The sequence below is a fragment of the Lacisediminihabitans profunda genome (assembly GCF_008040105.1).
GTDB classification, from domain to species: domain Bacteria; phylum Actinomycetota; class Actinomycetes; order Actinomycetales; family Microbacteriaceae; genus Lacisediminihabitans; species Lacisediminihabitans profunda.
Window position 1 is genome coordinate 233,326 of record NZ_VRMG01000003.1, and the last position, 19,723, is coordinate 253,048.

15 protein-coding genes, 1 tRNA gene and 1 other RNA gene are annotated in these 19,723 nt (G+C 69.5%); 12 read left to right on the forward strand and 5 right to left on the reverse strand.

Annotated features, from left to right (window positions below):
* Positions 1–31 precede the first annotated feature (31 nt).
* The 4 genes from FVP33_RS02345 (at position 32) to FVP33_RS02360 (ending at position 5,323) form a co-directional block, all read left to right on the forward strand.
* Positions 32–748 (forward strand): phosphatase PAP2 family protein, encoded by a 717-nt coding sequence (locus tag FVP33_RS02345; RefSeq protein WP_147782012.1) that lies wholly within the window; start codon positions 32–34, stop codon positions 746–748.
* Positions 749–817: 69 nt separating this feature from the next.
* Positions 818–2,116: a saccharopine dehydrogenase family protein gene (locus FVP33_RS02350; protein ID WP_147782013.1), complete on the forward strand. Its 1,299-nt coding sequence runs from the start codon at positions 818–820 to the stop codon at positions 2,114–2,116.
* Positions 2,113–3,225 (forward strand): o-succinylbenzoate synthase, encoded by a 1,113-nt coding sequence (gene menC, locus FVP33_RS02355; protein WP_147782014.1) that lies wholly within the window; start codon positions 2,113–2,115, stop codon positions 3,223–3,225. Before FVP33_RS02350 ends, menC begins: the two co-directional genes overlap by 4 nt.
* Before the next feature lie 313 nt (positions 3,226–3,538).
* Complete coding sequence (locus FVP33_RS02360) at positions 3,539–5,323, forward strand: helicase HerA-like domain-containing protein (RefSeq protein WP_147782015.1); 1,785 nt, start codon at positions 3,539–3,541, stop codon at positions 5,321–5,323.
* Between the two features lie 20 nt (positions 5,324–5,343).
* On the opposite strand, the gene FVP33_RS02365 is transcribed toward FVP33_RS02360, so the two are convergent.
* Together FVP33_RS02365 and FVP33_RS02370 are read right to left on the reverse strand one after the other, a co-directional pair.
* Positions 5,344–5,979 carry a hypothetical protein gene (locus FVP33_RS02365; protein ID WP_147782016.1) on the reverse strand — a complete coding sequence of 212 codons (636 nt, stop codon included), beginning with the start codon at positions 5,977–5,979 and terminating at the stop codon, positions 5,344–5,346.
* Positions 5,980–6,194: 215 nt separating this feature from the next.
* Positions 6,195–6,282, reverse strand: a tRNA-Ser gene (locus tag FVP33_RS02370).
* A 134-nt stretch (positions 6,283–6,416) separates the two neighbouring features.
* Here FVP33_RS02370 and ffs point away from each other — a divergent pair.
* From ffs to FVP33_RS02385, 3 genes are all read left to right on the forward strand, one after another.
* Positions 6,417–6,513, forward strand: an RNA gene (ffs, locus tag FVP33_RS02375) — signal recognition particle sRNA small type.
* Between the two features lie 286 nt (positions 6,514–6,799).
* Positions 6,800–8,935 (forward strand): phosphate acetyltransferase, encoded by a 2,136-nt coding sequence (gene pta / locus FVP33_RS02380; protein ID WP_147782017.1) that lies wholly within the window; start codon positions 6,800–6,802, stop codon positions 8,933–8,935.
* On the forward strand, positions 8,932–10,056 hold the full coding sequence (locus FVP33_RS02385) for an acetate/propionate family kinase (protein WP_147782018.1): 1,125 nt from the start codon (positions 8,932–8,934) through the stop codon (positions 10,054–10,056). Before pta ends, FVP33_RS02385 begins: the two co-directional genes overlap by 4 nt.
* 209 nt (positions 10,057–10,265) lie before the next feature.
* Here the strand turns inward: FVP33_RS02385 and FVP33_RS02390 are convergent, their stop codons facing one another.
* From FVP33_RS02390 to FVP33_RS02400, 3 genes are all read right to left on the reverse strand, one after another.
* Positions 10,266–10,823, reverse strand: a complete 558-nt coding sequence (locus FVP33_RS02390; protein ID WP_147782019.1) for a hypothetical protein — start codon at positions 10,821–10,823, stop codon at positions 10,266–10,268.
* 86 nt (positions 10,824–10,909) lie between these two features.
* Complete coding sequence (locus tag FVP33_RS02395; RefSeq protein WP_147782020.1) at positions 10,910–11,557, reverse strand: SDR family oxidoreductase; 648 nt, start codon at positions 11,555–11,557, stop codon at positions 10,910–10,912.
* A gap of 27 nt (positions 11,558–11,584) precedes the next feature.
* Positions 11,585–13,768 (reverse strand): alpha-galactosidase, encoded by a 2,184-nt coding sequence (locus tag FVP33_RS02400; RefSeq protein ID WP_147782021.1) that lies wholly within the window; start codon positions 13,766–13,768, stop codon positions 11,585–11,587.
* Between the two features lie 93 nt (positions 13,769–13,861).
* Here FVP33_RS02400 and FVP33_RS02405 point away from each other — a divergent pair, with 93 nt between their 5' ends.
* The 5 genes from FVP33_RS02405 to FVP33_RS02425 all read left to right on the forward strand — a co-directional run bounded on the left by FVP33_RS02405 (position 13,862) and on the right by FVP33_RS02425 (position 19,676).
* A complete protein-coding gene (locus FVP33_RS02405) occupies positions 13,862–15,931 on the forward strand; it encodes a DNA polymerase III subunit gamma and tau (RefSeq protein WP_147782022.1) in 2,070 nt (689 codons plus the stop codon).
* A gap of 1 nt (position 15,932) precedes the next feature.
* Complete coding sequence (gene recR, locus FVP33_RS02410; protein ID WP_147782023.1) at positions 15,933–16,532, forward strand: recombination mediator RecR; 600 nt, start codon at positions 15,933–15,935, stop codon at positions 16,530–16,532.
* A gap of 110 nt (positions 16,533–16,642) precedes the next feature.
* Entirely contained in the window at positions 16,643–17,908 is a 1,266-nt protein-coding gene (locus FVP33_RS02415) for an aspartate kinase (protein WP_147782024.1), read from the forward strand.
* A complete protein-coding gene (locus FVP33_RS02420; protein ID WP_147782025.1) occupies positions 17,905–18,957 on the forward strand; it encodes an aspartate-semialdehyde dehydrogenase in 1,053 nt (350 codons plus the stop codon). The genes FVP33_RS02415 and FVP33_RS02420 overlap by 4 nt, the downstream gene beginning before the upstream one ends.
* 41 nt (positions 18,958–18,998) lie before the next feature.
* On the forward strand, positions 18,999–19,676 hold the full coding sequence (locus FVP33_RS02425; protein ID WP_147782026.1) for an SGNH/GDSL hydrolase family protein: 678 nt from the start codon (positions 18,999–19,001) through the stop codon (positions 19,674–19,676).
* The last annotated feature ends 47 nt before the right edge of the window (positions 19,677–19,723 follow it).

A 19,723-nucleotide genomic window follows, 5' to 3' on the forward strand; every position in this document is an offset into this window, starting at 1 on the left:
GCCACCGCGGGGCGCGGGTAGCGTAGGGGAGATGAGGCAGGAACCCGACTCCGAACGCGAGGCACGTGCGACCGAGGCCGAACGCAAGCAGGGGGCGGCCCGGATCGCGCGGCGCTGGCCGCTCTACAGCGGCGCCGCCGCGGTGCTTCTCGTCGCCGGGCTCGGCGCGATCATCGCCTACCGCGACAAGAACCTGCCGTTCTCGTTCGATCTCGCCTGGATGGGCGAGATTCTCGAGCACCGCAGTCCGTTCTGGACCGTGCCGGCCCTCGTGATGAACAACGTGGGCGGCGGAGTGCTCGGCGCCCTCGTCATCCCGGTGCTGATCACCGTCACCTTCCTCGTGCTCAGGAGGCCGTGGGCCGCGCTGTATTTCGCGTCGGCGACGATCGTGAGCGCCGGGATCGTCCAGCTGCTGAAGTATGTCTACGGGCGTCCGCGCCCCACGGACATCCTGGTCACCTCCGATCTCGGCTCGTTCCCCTCCGGCCACGTCGCCAACGCGGCGACCATGGCGGTGGTGCTCGGCATCATGCTCGTGCGGGCATGGGTATGGATCGCCGGCATCGTGTACACCCTCGCGATGCTCGTCTCGCGCACCTATCTCGGGGCGCACTGGCTGAGCGATACCGTCGGCGGACTCGTGCTCGGCGCGGCGGTGGCGGTGATCATCTGGGCCCCGCTCGCCTATCGGCTGCGACTGGAGCAGACCACCCGCGCGGCGGCTCGGCGCGCGCGCACCACCTGACTCCGCGTCCCGACGGGAGGCGGGACTCCCTCCGCGAGCTCTTTCGTGCGCACGCGCTAGCCTGCTGTCATGAGAATCCTCCTGGTTGGCGCCGGCGGCGTCGGCGATGCCATTGCCAAGATCGCGGCTCGCCGAACCTTCTTCGAACTCTTCGTTGTGAGTGACTACGACCTCGCCCGCGCGGAGCGCACCGTGGAGTGGATCGAGGCGAGCACCGCGAGCGGCCCGGGCATCCCTGGCCTCGAGAACGGCCGTTTCGTCGCGGCCCGCATCGATGCCTCAGATCCGGACAACGTCGAGACGGTCGCGCGTGACCACGGCATCACTCACGTGATGAACGCGGTCGAGCCCAAGTTCGTGCCGACCATTTTCGCCGGGGCCCTCGCCGCCGGTGCCGACTACCTCGACATGGCCATGAGCCTCTCCGAGCCGCACCCCACGGATCCGCACCACCAGACCGGGGTCAAGCTCGGCGACGACCAGTTCGCCCAGGCGCCGGACTGGGAGACCGCGGGGCGGCTCGCCCTCGTGGGCATGGGCGTCGAGCCCGGGCTCAGCGACGTCTTCGCGCGCTACGCGGCCGACCACCTCTTCAGCGAGATCGACGAACTTGGCGTGCGCGACGGGGCGAACCTGGTCGTGCGCGACGAGGTCGGCAACGAGATCTTCGCGCCATCCTTCAGCATCTGGACCACGATCGAGGAGTGCCTCAACCCGCCAGTGATCTGGGAGAAGGACAAGGGCTGGTACACGACGGAGCCGTTCAGCGAGCCGGAGATCTTCGACTTCCCGGCGGGAATCGGCCCGGTCGAGTGCGTCAACGTGGAGCACGAGGAGGTGCTGCTCATGCCGCGCTGGGTGGATGCCAAGCGCGCGACGTTCAAGTACGGTCTCGGAAACGAGTTCATCGGCATCCTCAAGACGCTGCACCAACTCGGCCTCGACAAGACCCAGCCGCTCCGAGTACGGTCGGCGAACGGACCAGTCGAAGTCGCGCCTCGAGACGTCGTCGCTGCGGGGCTCCCCGATCCGGCCACCCTCGGCCCGCGGATGACCGGCAAGACCTGCGCCGGGTTGTGGGTGACCGGGCTGGGCCCGGACGGCGCCCGCCGGGAGGTCTACCTCTATCACGTGGCCGACAACGAGTGGACAATGGCCGAGTACGAGTGCCAGTGCGTGGTCTGGCAGACGGCCCTCAACCCGGTGATCGCGCTCGAACTGCTCTCCACCGGCGCCTGGAGCGGGCGCGGAGTCCTCGGCCCCGAGGCATTCGACGCCGAACTCTTCCTCGACCTGATGGCCCGGTCGGAGTCTGAGGGCGGCTACGGTCAGCCCTGGGGGCTCGAGGACCGCACGCCCGCGACATGAGAGTCGATGCGGTCGAACTGCACAGGCTCGCGATTCCGCTCGTGCGCCCGTTCGAGACGTCGTTCGGCCGTCAGACGGGCCGGGTGGTGCTGCTGGTGCGCGTACGCACTGATGTCGGCGACGGCTGGGGCGAATGCGTCGCCATGGTCGACCCGTTCTATTCGAGTGAGTTCGTCTCCGGCTGCGAGGACGTGATCCGCCACTATCTCGCGCCTGCCGTTCTGGCGGCGGGGGACGTGACCGCCGAGTCGGCCGCCGGCCTCTTCTCCTTCGTCGTCGGGCATCGGATGGCGAAGGCCGCCATCGAGACGGCGCTGCTCGACGCGCAGCTGCGAGCGGCCGGGCGGAGCTTCGGATCCTACTTCGGCGCCGTGCGGGCCTCGGTGGACTGCGGCGTCTCCGTGGGCATCGCGCCGTCGATCGCGCAGTTGCTCGATGAGGTCTCCGGCTATGTCGACCAGGGCTACCGGCGCATCAAACTCAAGATCAAGCCGGGCTGGGACCTCGAGCCGGTCGCGGCCGTGCGGGAGTTGCTCGAGCCGGGCGCCCTGCTCCAGGTCGATGCGAACACCGCGTACACCCTCGACGATCTCGACCACCTGCGCGAACTCGACGCGTTCGACCTCCTGCTCATCGAGCAGCCGTTCGTCGAGGAGGACATCCGGTCGCACGTCGCGCTCGCGGCGGCAATCTCTACGCCGGTGTGCCTCGACGAGTCGATCGTGACCACGGAGGTCGCGATCGACGCGATAGAGCGCCGGGCGACCAGCATCATCAACATCAAGGCCGGGCGCGTCGGCGGCTATCTCGAGGCCGTTCGGTTGCACGACGCCTGCCTGGAGCGGAATGTTGCGGTCTGGTGTGGCGGGATGCTCGAGACCGGCATCGGCCGCGCCGCCAACGTGGCCCTCGCGGCGCTGCCCGGCTTCACCCTGCCGGGGGACACTTCGGCCTCTGACCGCTACTTCGCCGAGGACCTCACCGAGCCGTTCGTTCTGCGGGACGGCACACTCGACGTGCCGACCGGTGCCGGCAGCGGGGTCACTGTGCGCGCCGAGCTCGTCGCCGCGTGGGCGATGCGCCCGGTCGAGACGCTGCTCCGCGGCTGATCCGATTCGGGGCTCGGTCTCGCCGGCGCTCCGCCGCACTGTTCCGCCATCCGGCCCTGCTGTCCCGGCCCCCGCCATTTCGTCCCCGCCATCCCGCTAATCCGTCAGTAAGTGCTCGCTGGGCGGTTTCAGCGAGCACCTACTGACGGATGAGTCGAGGTGGAGTGGGCGGCAGGCGGGCAGGCGGGCTGGCTGGCTGGCTCGCGGGCGGGGCCGGCGGGCAACGCGGCGAGTGCGCGGGCGGCGTCGGGTGAGAGGGAGGGCGCGCCACCGGTCGCGTGACCGGCACGTCGCCTCGAACTAGGCTGGCCACATGTCGGATGCTGCTGCCCAGGTCGAAGCCGCCAAGCGGGCCCTCCAGGAGGCGGAAGCCGCCCTCGCTGCCGAGGAAGCCGCCCAGCAGGCCGCCGCCGAGCAGGCCGCCCAGCAGGCCGCGGCGGAGGCCGCCGCGAGTCGGCCGACCCCGTCGCCGACGCCCCAGGCGACGGCGACTCGCGGACCGCTGAGTGACGCGGGAGTCGAGACGATCCGCGCGGGGTATGCGTTCACCGGCGAGGTGCTCGAGATCGGCGCCCTCGTCAACGGGGACGCCCTGCCCGGAGTGCAGGTGCGCATTCCGGTCGCGATGCTCAATCGGCACGGACTCGTCGCCGGCGCCACCGGCACGGGCAAGACCCGCACCCTCCAGGTGCTTGCCGAGCAGCTCTCCGCGGCCGGCGTTCCGGTCTTCGCCGCCGACATCAAGGGCGACCTGTCCGGTGTCGCGACGCCGGGCGCCGAGAGCGCGAAGCTCGACGAGCGCACGAAGGGCATCGGGCAACCGTGGGTCGCGGCATCCTTCCCCACTGAGTACTTCGCCCTCGGCGGGGTGGGGCGCGGCGTCCCGGTGCGCGCGACGGTCTCCGGTTTCGGGCCGCTGCTGTTGTCGAAGGTGCTTGGCCTCAACAACACGCAGGAGTCCTCGCTCGGACTCGTCTTCCACTACGCGTCGAAGGCCGGACTGCCGCTCGTCGACCTCAGCGATCTGCGCGCCGTGCTCAGCTACCTCACCACCGACGACGGCAAGGTGCAGCTCAAGGAACTCGGCGGGCTTTCGGCGGCCACGGTCGGCGTGATCCTTCGCGAGCTGGTCACCTTCGCCGACCAGGGCGCCGACGTGTTCTTCGGCGAACCGGAGATCGACACGGCCGACTTCCTTCGCACGCACGCGGACGGGCGCGGCATCATCAGCCTGCTCGAGGTCCCCGGCGTTCAGGACAAGCCCGAGCTCTACTCCACGTTTCTCATGTGGTTGCTCGCCGACCTCTTCAACGACCTGCCTGAGGTCGGCGACGTCGACAAGCCCAAGCTGGTCTTCTTCTTCGACGAGGCGCACCTGCTCTTCAAGAATGCGTCGAAGGACTTCCTGGATTCGATCACCCAGACGGTGCGACTCATCCGGTCCAAGGGGGTGGGAATCGTGTTCGTCACCCAGACCCCCAAGGACGTTCCGGGCGACGTGCTCGCCCAGCTCGGTTCGCGCGTGCAGCACCAGTTGCGCGCCTTCACCCCGGATGACGCCCGCGCCCTCAAGGCGACGGTGTCCACCTACCCGACATCCGAATACGAACTCGGCGGGGTGCTCACCCAGCTCGCGACCGGCGAGGCGATCGTCACGGTGATGAACGAGAAGGGCGCCCCGACGCCGGTCGCGTGGACCCGGCTGCGCGCGCCGCAGGGCTCGATGTCGCCCACGCCGCCGGAGCGCATCGACGCGGCCGTCGCCGCATCCTCGCTGCTGACGAAGTACGGCGCCGCAATCGACAACGAGTCGGCGAGGGAGATTCTGGGGCGCAAGCTCGAGGCCGCGGCTGTGGCCGCCGCGGCGGCGGAGTCCGCGGAAGAACAGGCTCAGGCGGCGAAGGCCCAGCAGGCCGAATACGAGCGGTTGCTGCGACAGGCCAAGAAGTCGCAGCCGGCGGCCCCGCGGGCGAGCACGCGACGACCGGCCCAGCGCGCGGAGACGAACCCGGTGGAGGACTTCCTCGACTCCTCAGCCGGCAAGTCCGTGATGACCGCCGTCGTGAGAGGGATCTTCGGCACGCTGCGGCGCCGCTAGCCGACCGCCGAGTCGGCGGGCTACGAGTCGATCGGGAGGCCGAGCAGCTGCATCAGACCCAGGACGACGCCCACGCAGACCAGGAGGGCAGCGGCAAGAGCCGCGATGGCCAGTCCCCGTCGGTTCTCGAACCAGTAGGCGGAGCCGGGATACCGGGCGAAGAACTCCGCGCTGGTCATCGGCTCCTTCACCACCTGCACTTCCTCACCGATGGCGTTCGCCACAGCGAGCATGGATTCCTCGGTCCAGTAGAGGCCGCGCATCCGCAGCATCCGGGTGCCGGCCCGATCCCTCACGATCAACTGCGGGAGGGTGTCGGCCGACGAGGCGCCGAAGGTATGGGCGAGCACGATGGTGGCGACGTCCGCCGTTCGATGCGAGGTGTGGCGCCCCAGCAATCCCCGTTCCTCGATCGACTTCGACGTGACTCCGATGAAGACGCGCCGGTAGAGCGCAAGGCCGAGCCAGCAGAGCAGCAGGCAGAGGGCTTCGCCGAACGCCGCGAAGGGCCATGGCCCGTTTTGGGCGCTGAGCAGCGCGAGGGAGCCGAAGATCGGGAGGGGCACGATCAACAGGATCAGGAGTCCGCTGCGCACGATTCCGGACTTCGGGCGCACTCGCACGCGGAGTTCAAGCGCACGCGTTTCCGTAGTCACTGTTCTCCCCGAGGATGCGGCCACGTCAATGCGGCGAGACGGGGACTGGGCACCAAGCGTTGCCGCCGACGGAATTCCCCCGATAATTGTTCGCTAATCATACGTACAAAAGCATCGTTGGCGAACAGGTCGGTCTAAGGGGATTACCGGTACTTTCCTGCCGTCACCGGGACCGTGTGACTCCGGCTGTGCTGGCACCCGTGGGTGGGGTGGTTTGGCGGAGAATGGGGGATTCGAACCCCCGAGGGCTTGCACCCAACACGCTTTCCAAGCGTGCGCCATAGGCCACTAGGCGAATTCTCCTGGCGGGCCGATCCGACGAGTTCGGGAACGGCCATCATGAATCTTACGGGATGTTCCGGCGGCCGACGACGAAACCGCGCCCGCGAGCATCCACCCCTGCTTTCTCGCTGAGACGGATCTCGCGCTAAACTACTCGAGGCTCCTCGCGTGGCGCCATCCAGGCCAACTCCCCCAGGACGGAAACGTAGCAAGGGTAACCGGGCTCTGGCGGGTGCGCGAGGGGTCTTTTCTTTGCCCGGACACCCGTGGGCCACGCGTTTCTCCGGAGGTTTCGGCCATCGGCCGGGGACGTGGGGCGGAATTGCGGGCGGAGGGGCACGCGCGGAGCCGGAAGCTCCGGAGAAACGCGCATGCGCGGAGAAACGCGTATGCGCGGAGAAACGGGTGTGCGGGAGCCGGAAGCTCCGGAGAAACGGGTGTGCGCGGAGAAACGCGTGAGCGCGGAGAAACGGGTGCGAGTCGAGAGAGCGGACGGACGAACGGCGCGGGATTCGGCGCCGCGGCCTAGGCTGAGGTCGTGGCTCGAAGCATCTACATCACCTCCGTCGAAGGACACGCTGGCAAGTCGACTGTCGCGCTCGGCATCCTCGACACCCTGAGTCACGAGACCGACCGCGTCGGCGTGTTCCGCCCCGTGGCCCGGTCGAGCAGCGAACGCGACTACGTGCTCGAGATGCTGCTCGCCCACGACGGCGTGGATCTCGACTACGACGAGTGCGTCGGCGTGAGCTACGAGGACGTGCACAACGACCCGGAGGCTGCTCTCAGCGAGATCGTCTCCCGCTACAAGGCGGTGGAGCGCCAGTGCAACGCAGTGGTGATCCTCGGCTCCGACTACACCGACGTCGGCAGTCCGACCGAACTCGGCTTCAACGCACGGATCGCCGCCAACCTCGGCGCACCGGTGCTTCTCGTGCTCGGCGGCCAGCAGACGGACGATGTCGGCAACCGGACTCCGGATGAGATGCGCCAGGTCTTCACCGTCGCCCGCCAGGAGCTGGACAGCGCCCACGCGAAGGTGCTCGGCGTCGTGGTCAACCGCGCGGACCCGGCGGCGCTGGACGAGATCGCCAAGGCCATCACCGGCACCGAACCGGGCCTCGTGGCGTGGGCGATCCCCGAGAACAAGTTCATGATCGCGCCCACCCTCACCTCGCTCATGGAGGCAACGGAAGGCACCCTGATCAAGGGCGACCCGGAGCTCCTCGGCCGCGAAGTGCTCGGCGTCGTCGTCGCCGGGATGTCGATGGAGAACGTGCTCACCCGGCTGATCGAGGGCGGAGTCGTGGTGGTCGCCGGCGACCGGTCCGACGTCATCCTCGCGATGCTCATGGCGCACTCGGCCGGCACCTTCCCGTCGCTCGCCGGCATCATTCTCAACGGTGGTTTCGACCTGTTGCCGCAGATCGAGTTGCTCATCGACGGCTTCGACAACTCGCTGCCGATCATCCGCAACGGCCTGGGCACCTATGACACGGCCCTGCGCATCACCCAGACCCGCGGCCGGTTCGCGGTGGACTCCCAGCGCAAGTACGACACCGCCCTCGCGCTCTTCGAGGAGCACGTCGACTCGGAGGTGCTGCTGCGGATGCTCGACGTGAGCCGTTCCGACGTCGTGACTCCGCTGATGTTCGAGTACGACCTGCTCGACCGGGCGAGGTCGAGCCCGCAGCACATCGTGCTGCCGGAGGGCGACGACGACCGGATCCTGCGCGCGGCGAGCACGCTGCTGCGCCGGGGAGTCGCCAGGCTCACGATCCTCGGGGTGGAGAGCGAGGTGCGGGCGCGCGCGACGGAGCTCGGCACTGACATCGCCAAGGCGGACATCCTGAGCCCGCTCGACCCCGAGTTGCGCGAGCGTTTCGCCGAGGAGTACACCCGGCTGCGCGCCCACAAGGGGATGACCATCGAGGTGGCCCGCGACACCGTCACCGACGTCTCCTACTTCGGCACGATGATGGTGCACCTGGGACTCGCCGACGGCATGGTGTCCGGGGCCGCGCACACGACGGCGCACACCATCCGCCCGGCCTTCGAGATCATCAAGACCAACCCCGGCGTCTCGGTGGTCTCGAGCGTGTTCCTGATGTGCCTCGCGGATCGCGTGCTCATCTACGGCGATTGCGCGATCAACCCGGACCCGAACGCCGAACAACTCGCCGACATCGCGATCTCCTCCGCCGCGACGGCCGCCCAGTTCGGAATCGAACAGCGGATCGCCATGCTCTCCTACTCCACGGGCGAGTCGGGGGCCGGCGCGGACGTGGAGAAGGTGCGCGCGGCGACCGAGCTTGTGCGCTCCCGCCGCCCGGACCTCGCTGTCGACGGACCCATCCAGTACGACGCCGCGGTGGATGCCTCGGTCGGCACGAGCAAGATGCCGGGCTCCGAGGTGGCCGGCCGTGCGACGGTGTTTATCTTCCCCGACCTCAACACCGGCAACAACACCTACAAGGCGGTGCAGCGCAGCGCGGGGGCCGTGGCGATCGGGCCGGTGCTGCAGGGCCTGCGCAAGCCGGTGAACGACCTGTCCCGCGGCGCGCTCGTGCAGGACATCGTCAACACGGTGGCGATCACGGCCATCCAGGCCCAAACGATCAAGGCGGAGGCCAGCACGACGGAGGCAGCCAAGGCGGGGACGGTAGCCCGGTGACGCAGATCTTCGTGGTCAACTCGGGCTCGTCGTCCATTAAGTACCAGCTCGTGGACCTCGAGACCGAGGAGGCGGTGCTCAGTGGCATCCTCGAGCGGGTGGGCGAGCCCGGTTCGGGCATCCCGGACCATGAGGCCGGGATGCGGCGGGTGCTCGAGACGCTCGGAACCGGCCACGAGATCACCGCGGTCGGTCATCGCGTCGTGCACGGCGGGTCGCTGTTCAGCGCCGCGGCGATCGTCACCGACGAGGTGGAGGCGGAGATCGCCGAGCTGTCTGCGCTCGCGCCGCTGCATAACCCGGCGAATCTGCTCGGCATCCGGGCGGCCAGGCACGCCCTGCCGACGGTGCCGCACGTCGCGGTCTTCGACACCGCGTTCCACCAGACGCTGCCCCCCGCCGCCTACACCTACGCCATCGACAGGGAACTCGCCGAGAGGCACGGCGTGCGGCGCTACGGATTCCACGGCACCTCCCACAAGTACGTGTCGCAGGAGACCGCGCGCTTCCTCGGCCGACCGCTGACCGACCTCAAGACGATCGTTCTGCACCTCGGCAACGGGGCATCCGTCTCGGCGATCGACGGGGGAGTCTCCGTGGAGACGAGCATGGGAATGACCCCCCTCGAGGGGCTGGTGATGGGCACCAGGTCTGGCGACATCGACGCGGCGGTGCTCATCCACCTGCACCGGCAGGCCGGCCTCGACTTCGACGAGCTCGACACGATGCTCAACCGCCAGAGCGGGCTCCTCGGCCTCACCGGCAATGGCGACATGCGCGACGTGCAGGAGGCGGCGTCTCGCGGCGACGAGGTCGCGGAGGGAGCGCTCGCCGTCTACCGGCACCGCATCCGGCGCTATATCGGCGCCTACATCGCGCATCTGGGCGGCCTCGACGCGCTCGTCTTCACGGCCGGGGTCGGGGAGAACAACGCGCTGCTGCGCCGTCGCACGCTCGCCGGTCTCGAGTTCCTCGGGATCGCCGTGGACGTGGATCGCAACGAGCTAGCCTCCCGGAAGGCCAGGTACATTTCTCCGGACGGCGCCCCGGTGGCGGTGCTCGTGATCCCTACCAACGAGGAGCTCGAGATCGCTCGGCAGTGCGTCGCGGCGATCGCCTAGCCCCCGCCCGCCTCCGAATTCGCGTATCTCCGACTCGCGTTTCTCCGGACTCGCGTTTCTCCGGGTTCGCGTTTCTCCGGAGGTTTCGCGTCCGCGCGGCACAATCGGCCCGTTTTCGGGCCCAATCGGGCATTTCGCGCCGCAACCTCCGGAGAAACGCAACCTCCGGAGAAACGTGAGTCCGGAGGTCGCGTGATCGACGCGGCCGGTCAGGGCACCGAGCGGCCGACCGGCTCCCAGCGGCCGAAGAGCCACCACAGCAGCCAGAAGGCGGCCCCGAGCACCATCGTGCCGGCCCAGCCGGCGGCGATGAGGAGGCCGAGCGAGTCGATGCGGGCCTCGGTGGGGGCGAGCGACTGGCCGGCCAGCACGACGCGCTGGCCGACCGCGACCTCGACGGTCGAGAATCGAAGTCCGGGCCCGGGCTGCCAGGTCACGTGGTGCACTGATCGGTCGCGTCGCGTGTCGTCGAGGACCCCGCGGGGCACGGATGCCAGCCGCCCGTCGAGTTCGCCGTTGCCGGAGACGGGCCGGTCGCCGGAGTCGTAGACGATGACGAAGGCGGCGAGGCTCGACGACAGGTCGACCGTGCGCGGGGAGAGCGCGGACCGGTAACCGCCGCGCAACTCGCTCGCCACCTGACTCGCGAGCCGCGCCGGGGCGTCATCCGCCCCGAGGCGCTCCCCCTGCTGCAGGGCGATGTAGAGCGAACCGAAGAGGGCGGTCAGGACGACCGCCCCGGCGAGCCACGGAAGTACACGTCTCATGCCACGAACACTAGGCCGGCCGGCGCCACGACGGCATCAGTCGCGAGAGGTATTTCGAGAGGGCGACCCGAGCGGTCCGACGCTCCCTAGAGCGACGCGAGGGCTGCGGAGATCGGCGTGCCGCCCGAGGTGACCTCGAACTGGCGGCGCATCGCCGACCCGTCGAGCAGCAGTCGGGTGACGACCGCCGCGACATCCGCCCGTGGGATGCTCCCGCGGTCCACGGACTCGCCCACCGTCACCAGACCGGTCGGGCCGTCGTCGGTGAGGGCGCCCGGCCGCACGATCGTCCAGTCGAGGTCCCGTGCCCGCACCGCGGCATCCGCCTCGCTCTTCGCGCGAAGGTAGACCTGGAACACGTCGTCGGATTCGGGGTCGAACCCATCGGCGCCGATCGATGAGACCACGACGATGCGGGGCACCCCCGCCTCGAGCGCGGCGTCCGCGAGCAGGATGGCGCCGTCCCGGTCGACGGTCAGCTTGCGCTCGGCGCTGCTGCCCGGTCCGGCGCCGGCCGCGAACACGACGGCGTCCGCGCCGGCCAGGGCGAGGGCGAGGGTGGGCACGTCGCTGTGCTCGAGGTCGAGCACCACGGGCTCCGCCCCCGTGGCCCGCACGTCGGCGGCGTGCGCCGCATTGCGGATGAGGCCGACCGGATTGTGGCCGAGGGTGGCGAGCTGGCTGGAGAGGAGCAGGGCGATGCTGCCGTGGCCTCCCGCGATGACGATGCGCATGGCCATACGCTACGTGCCTGCGGGCGGTCAGCGCACCTCGTCGACCTCGAACAGGATCGCCTGCGCCGGGTTGAGCGTGGGCATCGGCAGCCCGGCGGCGGCGAGAACGGAACCCGGAAGATCGACCCATCCGGCGCGGGCGGCGTCGAACCACGCGGGCCCGCCGCCCTGGTGCAGTGAGGCCCGGCCGAGGTCCTCCCGCACACGGATGCGGTAGCCACGCGCCGGGTCGAGGCCCGGCAGCGGCACCCGGCCGGACTGACCGGGCGCTGAGGTGGCGAGCCGCGCCCAGCAGTAGAGCGCGCGCGAACCGTCGACGGCGACGCTCCCGTGCAGCAGGGTCGCCTCGTGGGCGAGGTCGGCGTGCACGGTGCGGCCGTGGTGGATGAGGGGCCGGAACTCCCGGTAGAGCGCCGACCAGGCGCGCAGCGTCTCGAGCTCGTCCTCGGTGCACTCGGTGAGGTCCCACTCGACGCCGGCGTGCGCGAAGAGGGTCGTCGCAAGACGGAACGGCGCGTCGGCCACCCGACCGGTCGTGTGGGAGCGCGGTGCCCCCACGTGCGACCCGATCAGTTCGGGCGGGAGGAGGAGGGAGGTCCACTGCTGGATCGACTGGCGCTCGACCGGATCGTTGCAGTCCGAGGCCCAGACCCGATCCGTGCGTTCGAGGACTCCGAGGTCGATGCGCCCGCCTCCCGACGCGCAGGTCTCGATCTCGAGCCCGGGATGACGCGCCTTGAGCTCGTCGATGAGGGCGTACAGGGCGATCGTCTGGGCTCGCACGCCCGGCCGGTCGCCGCCCCCGGTCCGTGAAACTGCCTCGTTGAGGTCACGGTTGTGATCCCACTTGAGGAAGTCGATCGAGTACTCGGTGACCAGGGCATCGATCCGCTCGAGCAGGTAGGCCCACGCCTCGGGATGCGCGATGTTGACCACGTACTGGTGGCGGGAGGAGAGCCCGACCCCGCTGGATGGCGCCAGCAGCCAGTCGGGGTGAGTCCTGGCCAGCTCGGAGTCCAGGTTGGTCATCTCGGGCTCGAACCACAGGCCGAACTGCATCCCGCGGTCGCGGATGCGGTCGACGAGGGGACGCAGCCCGAGCGGCCAGACGTCGTCATCGACCGTCCAGTCGCCGAGCCCGGCGGAGTCGTCCCGGCGGCCGGCGAACCAGCCGTCGTCGAGGACGACGCGTTCGATGCCGATCGCCGCGGCCCGGTCGACGAGCTCGGCCAGGCGGTCGAGCCGGTGGTCGAAGTACACGGCCTCCCAAGTGTTGAGCACGAGGGGGCGGGGCGACGAAGGATGCTGGGCGCGCCTCCGCAGCCGGGCGTGCAGCCGGTCGGCCACGCCATCCATGCCGTCGGACGACCAGACGAAGAGCATGCGCGGAGAGGCATATGACTCTCCCGGGCGCAGCCGCACCTCGCCCGCGCGCAGGAGCTCGCCCCCACCGATCACCGACGAGTGCGCGCCGGCGCCCTCGGGCAGGCGTTCGACGAACCAGCGTTGATCGCCGCTGTACGCCACGTGCATGGCCCAGACCTCGCCCCGGCGGAAGCCGAACGCCGGCGTGCCGACCATGAGCAGGTAGGGCGAGTCGACACCGGGCTTGCCTCGGCGCACCTCGCGGGAGTGCGCGCCATCCCGCACCGGGAGCCGTTGGGGCGAGCGTTCGCGGGCCCACTTGCCGGTGAAGTCCGCGATCTCGGTGGCGCGGGACGGGACCGGCATCATGGTGCTGAGGGAGGCGAGGTCATAGACGCCGTCGGGTGCGGCGGGCCGGGTCACCGTCGACTGCACCTCCAGCACGCCGTCGGGGGTGAGGCGGTACTCCACGTCGATGTCGAGGCCGGTCTCGGCGTCGGCGAGCGTGAAGGTGACCGCGCCGCCGTCGTCCTGCGCGTCGAGCCTGGTGTGGCTCAGCACCGGTCGGGGCGTGGTGGCCGTGCCGGCCAGGTGGCCGCCGAGGGCCTGGGTGCCCGACCAGCCCTCGAACTCGGTGGGCCAGATCGAGAAGACCCGTGGCTCGTCCGGGGCGTTGTTGAGCTGCGCGGTGGAGGCGGTGAGGCGAATTCCCTCGAGCCCGGCGTCGTCGAGCGGGCCGAGATCGCCTCCCCAATGGATCACCCGGGGCACCGTGCCGGTCGCGTCCATGACGAGCGAGACACCCGCCGCGCGCAGGTGAATGAGCTCGTCGGAGCGATTCTGCATCGTTTTTCTTCCCGTCTGTGAATTACTTGACGGAAAGAGCCTAGGGGGACTACCGCTGAGTCCCCGGTCGGTGGCTCCCGGTAGTCTTGATCAGTGGTCACAGCCCTGTATCGCCGGTACCGTCCGGAAACGTTCGCCGAACTGATCGGCCAGTCCCAGGTGACCGATCCGCTGCGCACCGCGCTCAGGAACGATCGCGTGAATCACGCCTACCTCTTCAGCGGCCCGCGCGGCTGCGGCAAGACCACCTCGGCCCGCATCCTCGCCCGCTGCCTCAACTGCGTCGAGGGCCCGACCGACACCCCGTGCGGTGTCTGCCCGAGCTGCATCGAACTGAGCCGCGACGGCGGCGGATCGATGGATGTCGTGGAGATCGACGCCGCGAGCCACAACGGCGTCGACGACGCCCGCGACCTGCGCGAGCGGGCGGTCTTCGCCCCGGCCCGCGACCGGTACAAGATCTTCATCCTCGACGAGGCGCACATGGTGACGCCGCAGGGCTTCAACGCGCTGCTCAAGATCGTGGAGGAGCCGCCGGAGCACGTCAAGTTCATCTTCGCGACGACCGAGCCCGAGAAGGTCATCGGCACGATCCGCTCGCGCACCCACCACTACCCGTTCCGCCTCGTTCCTCCGGCGCAGATGCTCGAGTACGTGCAGCAGCTCTCCGAGAGCGAGAAGGTGGAGGTCGAACCCGGCGTGCTGCCACTCGTGGTGCGGGCGGGCGGCGGCTCGGTGCGCGACACGCTGTCGCTGCTCGACCAGCTCATCGCGGGTTCCGAGGGCTCATCGGTGCTCTACGAGCGGGCCGTCGCACTGCTCGGCTACACACACGGAGCGCTGCTCTCCGAGGTCGTCGACGCGCTCGGCGCCCGGGATGCCGCCGGGGCGTTCGCCGCCGTGGACCGCGTGATCCAGACCGGGCAGGACCCCCGCCGCTTCGTCGAGGACCTGCTCGAGCGACTGCGCGACCTCATCGTCGTGAGCGCCTTCTCCGGCGGCTCGGGGGCCGACGGCGTCGCCGCTGTGCTCCGGGGCATCCAGCAAGACGAACTGGACCGCATGTCGGCCCAGGCCTCCCGCTTCGGCACGGCCGAGCTCAGCCGGGCAGCGGATGTCGCCAACGCCGCCCTCACCGAGATGACCGGCGCGACCTCGCCCCGGCTGCACCTCGAGCTGATGATCGCGCGCGTGCTCATCCCCTCGAGTGACGACTCGGAACGCGGAGCCCTGGCCCGGGTCGAGCGTCTCGAGCGTCGCATCGGCGTTCAACAGGATGCGCCCCCGGCCGAGCCGCGGCAGAACGTCGCGCCGCCGACCACCGCGCCCGCGCCCCCCATCGCGCAACGGCCCCCCGTCGCGGAGGCGCCCGTCGTCGTGGAGAAGCCGACGGTCATCGACAAGCCAGTGGTCGCCGTGGAGAAGCCGGCGGTCGCCGACAAGCCGGTGATCGTGGAGAAGCCGCCGGTCGCCGAGACGCCGCCGGTCGCGGTGTCGGCTCCCGCCCCGGCCGAGGTCCCGGTCGCGCCGGAGCCCGCCGCCGAGTCCGCGGTCGCCGCCCCGGTGACCCTCCAGCACGTGCGCGACGCGTGGCCCGAGATCCTCGAGTCCGTGCAGAAGGCCAAGCTCACCGCCTGGATGGTCGTCTACACGGCCAAGCCGCTCGAGCTGCGCGCGGACAACGTGCTCACCCTGTCCTTCCCTAGCCAGAACGACGTCGAGGCGCTCAAGCAGCAGTCGGCGCCCGGCGAGGGAATCGCGGACTACCTCAAGAAGGGCATCTTCGACGTCCTCGGCATCCGCGTGAAGTTCATCGCGAAGGTCGAGACCTCGCGCGCCGCACCGGTCGAGGCGCGGGAGGCCCCGGAGCCGACCGAGCCGGACATCGAGCCCGCCTCCGGCACCACCTGGTACACGGCCGTCGTCACCGACTCCGAGCCGGAGACGAAGCCCGTGCCGCCGGCCCCGAAGATCGTCGCCGCTCCGGTGAAGAAGGCCGAACCGGTGGCGGAGCCCGAGCCGCCGAAGAAGCGGCCCGTGGTCGCGACCACGGACGGCAAGCAGCGTTACGGCGAGTCCGTGGTGCGCGAAATCCTCGGCGCGAGCTTCATCGAGGAACAGGCCGTCACCCCTCGGGTGACCCCGCAGGCGAGGGACTTCTAGCGTGTACGACGGCATAGTCCAGGAACTGATCGACGAGCTCGGCCGCCTGCCCGGAATCGGGCCGAAGTCCGCCCAGCGCATCGCGTTCCACATCCTGCAGACCGAGACCTTCGACGTCACCCACCTCGCCGAGGTGCTCATGACCGTGAAGGAGAAGGTGCGATTCTGCGACGTCTGTGGCAACGTCACCGAGCAGGAACTGTGCAACATCTGCCGTGACCCCCGACGCTCCGCGGCGACGATCTGCGTCGTCGAGGAGGCGAAGGATGTCGTGGCCATCGAGCGCACCCGCGAGTTCAAGGGCCTCTACCAGGTGCTCGGCGGCGCCATCAGCCCCATCGACGGCATCGGACCCGACGACCTCCGCATCCGCCAGCTCATGCAGCGACTCGCGGACGGCACCGTCACCGAGGTGATCATCGCGACCGACCCCAACCTCGAGGGCGAAGCGACGGCCACCTACCTGTCGCGAATGCTCATGCACCTCGACCTGCGGGTCACCCGGCTCGCCTCCGGGCTGCCGGTCGGGGGCGATCTCGAGTACGCCGACGAGGTCACCCTGGGCCGGGCCTTCGAGGGCCGACGCCTCGTGGAGAACTAGCCGCAACGTACCGCGGCGTCACATGGCCAGCCCTTGCCCCGGGCACCATTTAGAATTGAGAGTCGCGCCGGGGACGAGCAGCTCCGGCCAGGAACCCCCAGGAGAGACTCGTGAGCTTGATCGTACAGAAGTACGGCGGCTCTTCCGTGGCCGATGCGGAGAGCATCAAGCGCGTCGCGAAGCGCATCGTTGAGACCCGCAAGGCGGGCAATGAGGTCGTGGTGGTGGTCTCGGCCATGGGAGACACGACCGACGAACTGCTCGACCTCGCCAACCAGGTGACCCCCCTCGCGACCGGTCGCGAACTCGACATGCTGCTCACCGCCGGCGAACGCATCTCGATGGCGCTCCTCGCCATGGCGATCAAGAGCCTCGGCCAGGAGGCGCGGTCGTACACGGGCAGCCAGGCCGGCCTCATCACGGACGCCAAGCATGGCAGCGCGCGGATCGTGGATGTCACCCCCAAGCGAGTGCGCGACGCCCTCGACGCGGGGGCGGTCGCCATCGTCGCCGGGTTCCAGGGCTTCAACCGGGGCACCGGAGACATCACGACCCTCGGCCGCGGTGGCTCGGACACGACGGCGGTGGCCCTCGCCGCCGCCCTCGACGCCGACGTCTGCGAGATCTACACCGACGTGGACGGCGTGTTCACCGCCGACCCCCGTGTCGTGCCCGCCGCGCGCAAGATCGACAGGATCACGAGCGAGGAGATGCTCGAACTCGCCGCCGCCGGTGCCAAGGTCCTCTATATTCGCGCAGTGGAATATGCGCGGCGACACGGCGTTACGCTTCATGTACGGTCCTCGTTCAACAACAACGTGGGCACGCTGGTGGTCAATCCAAAGGATGGAGAGAGCGTGGAAGAGCCAATCATCGCCGGGGTCGCATCCGACCTCAGCGAGGCGAAGATCACGGTTGTCGGCGTTCCGGACGTGCCGGGCAAGGCCGCGCAGATCTTCACCATCGTCGCCACGACCGACGCGAACATCGACATGATCGTGCAGAACGTGTCGACCGCCGCCACCGGCCTCACCGACATCTCCTTCACCCTGCCCAAGTCCGACGGGGCCAAGGTGCTCAAGGTGCTCGAGGACAACAAGGCGCAGGTGGGGTTCCACTCGCTGCAGTACGACGACCAGATCGGCAAGCTCGCGCTCGTCGGCGCCGGCATGCGCACCAACGCGGGCGTCTCCGCGAAGCTGTTCACCGCGCTGTTCGAGGCGGGAATCAACATCGAGATGATCTCGACCAGCGAGATCCGCATCAGCGTCGTGACGCGGGCAGACACCATCAACGAGGCCGTGCGCGTCGTTCACCGCGCGTTCGACCTGGACGGCGAAGAGGTAGCACAGGTACACGGAGGCACCGGACGATGACCAACGGAATCAGAATCGGCGTCGTCGGCGCCACGGGCCAGGTCGGAGCCGTCGTTCGTCGACTGCTCGAGGAGCGCGACTTCCCGGTCGCGGAGATCCGCTACTTCGCGTCCTCCCGCTCGGCCGGCACGACCCTTCCCTGGAGGGGGACGGATGTCGTGGTCGAGGACACGGCGACCGCCGATCCCACCGGACTCGACATCGCCATCTTCTCCGCCGGCGCCACCACCTCGAAGGCGCAGGCGCCGCGGTTCGCCGCCGCCGGCGTCACCGTGATCGACAACTCCTCCGGATTCCGGATGGACCCGGACGTGCCGCTCGTCGTGAGCGAGGTCAACCCGCACGCCATTGCCGAGGCGCGCAAGGGAATCATCGCCAACCCCAACTGCACCACGATGGCGGCCATGCCGGTGCTCAAGGTCCTCGACGCCGAGGCCGGTCTCGAGCGCCTCATCGTCAGCACCTACCAGGCGGTGTCCGGTGCGGGTCTCGTCGGCGGCGAAGAGCTCTACGCGCAGACGAAGGCCGCGATCGAGCAGGATCCGCGCGGACTCGTACACGATGGATCGTCCGTGCAGTTCCCGGCGGCCGAGACGTTCCCGAAGACCATCGCGTTCGACGTGGTGCCGTTCGCGGGCAACCTCGTCGACGACGGCCTCTTCGAGACCGACGAGGAGAAGAAGCTGCGCAACGAGAGCCGCAAGATCCTCGAACTTCCCGACCTGCTGGTGAGCGGAACCTGCGTGCGCGTTCCGGTGTTCACCGGTCACTCGCTCTCGATCAACGCCGAGTTCCGTTCTCCGCTGAGCGTGGAGCGGGCGAAGCAGCTGCTCGCCGACGCGCCCGGCGTCGTGCTCACCGACGTGCCGACCCCGCTCGAGGCCGCGGGCAAGGACCCGAGCTTCGTGGGTCGCATCCGCCAGGACGAGGGCGTGCCGAACGGCCGAGGGCTGGCGCTCTTCATCAGCAACGACAACCTGCGCAAGGGCGCGGCCCTCAACGCCGTGCAGATCGCCGAGCTGGTGGCCGCGGACCTCGTCCGCGCCTAGAGAGGTAGCCTCTACCAAACCCCCGGAGAGGGCGGCGCCGAATGAGGTTCGTGAACGCACGGGTCATCCTCGGCGCCTCGGTGCTCCTCGCCATCGCCCTCGCGGTGGCCGGAGCGGTCGTCGTCGGCTCATCGTCCGCCCACCCGCCGCAGCCGCGGGGCTCGCTCGTGGCGTTCTACGGCGACTCGTACACCCGGGGCGCAATGGCGAGTTCACCGGCCAAACGCTGGTCGACGATCGTCTGCCGCGACCACGGCTGGCGAGAATTCAACCCGAGCGTGAGCGGCCTGGGCTTCGTGCACAACCGGCGGGTGTACGGCCAGGGCGACCTGCCAGACCAGATCATCAGGCAGCACCCGGACATCGTGATCGTCACCCTCGGGCTGAACGACAACTTCGCCTACCCGGTGGCTGCGTCCGCCATCCACAAGCAGATCGGCGCGGACCTGCGCCGCATGAAGACCGCCCTGCCGCGGGCGCGTTTCGTGGTGGTGGAACCGTTCTGGTACACCGATGCCCGACCCGCATCCGTCGGGATCATCGCCGGCTGGGTGAAGGCGGCGGCCGCGGACATCGGCGCGGACTACATCCCCGGCGCCTCGCACTGGATCGAACACCATCCGGAGTGGATGGCCAGCGACCACCTCCATCCCAACGACATCGGCTACGCGAGGATCGCGTCCCGGATGGACGCCGCGCTGATGAAACTCGGCCTCTGACCCCCTGGCGCCCTCTATCCCCTCCCTCTGACCCCCTCTGGCGCCCT

Bases quoted from the DNA above. Each gene is read 5' to 3' on its own strand.
- FVP33_RS02345 (WP_147782012.1), top strand. From the start codon at position 32: ATGAGGCAGGAACCCGACTCCGAACGCGAGGCACGTGCGACCGAGGCC.
- FVP33_RS02350 (WP_147782013.1), top strand. From the start codon at position 818: ATGAGAATCCTCCTGGTTGGCGCCGGCGGCGTCGGCGATGCCATTGCC.
- menC (WP_147782014.1), top strand. From the start codon at position 2,113: ATGAGAGTCGATGCGGTCGAACTGCACAGGCTCGCGATTCCGCTCGTG.
- FVP33_RS02360 (WP_147782015.1), top strand. From the start codon at position 3,539: ATGTCGGATGCTGCTGCCCAGGTCGAAGCCGCCAAGCGGGCCCTCCAG.
- FVP33_RS02390 (WP_147782019.1), bottom strand. From the start codon at position 10,823: ATGAGACGTGTACTTCCGTGGCTCGCCGGGGCGGTCGTCCTGACCGCC.
- FVP33_RS02395 (WP_147782020.1), bottom strand. From the start codon at position 11,557: ATGCGCATCGTCATCGCGGGAGGCCACGGCAGCATCGCCCTGCTCCTC.
- FVP33_RS02400 (WP_147782021.1), bottom strand. From the start codon at position 13,768: ATGCAGAATCGCTCCGACGAGCTCATTCACCTGCGCGCGGCGGGTGTC.
- FVP33_RS02420 (WP_147782025.1), top strand. From the start codon at position 17,905: ATGACCAACGGAATCAGAATCGGCGTCGTCGGCGCCACGGGCCAGGTC.
- FVP33_RS02425 (WP_147782026.1), top strand. From the start codon at position 18,999: ATGAGGTTCGTGAACGCACGGGTCATCCTCGGCGCCTCGGTGCTCCTC.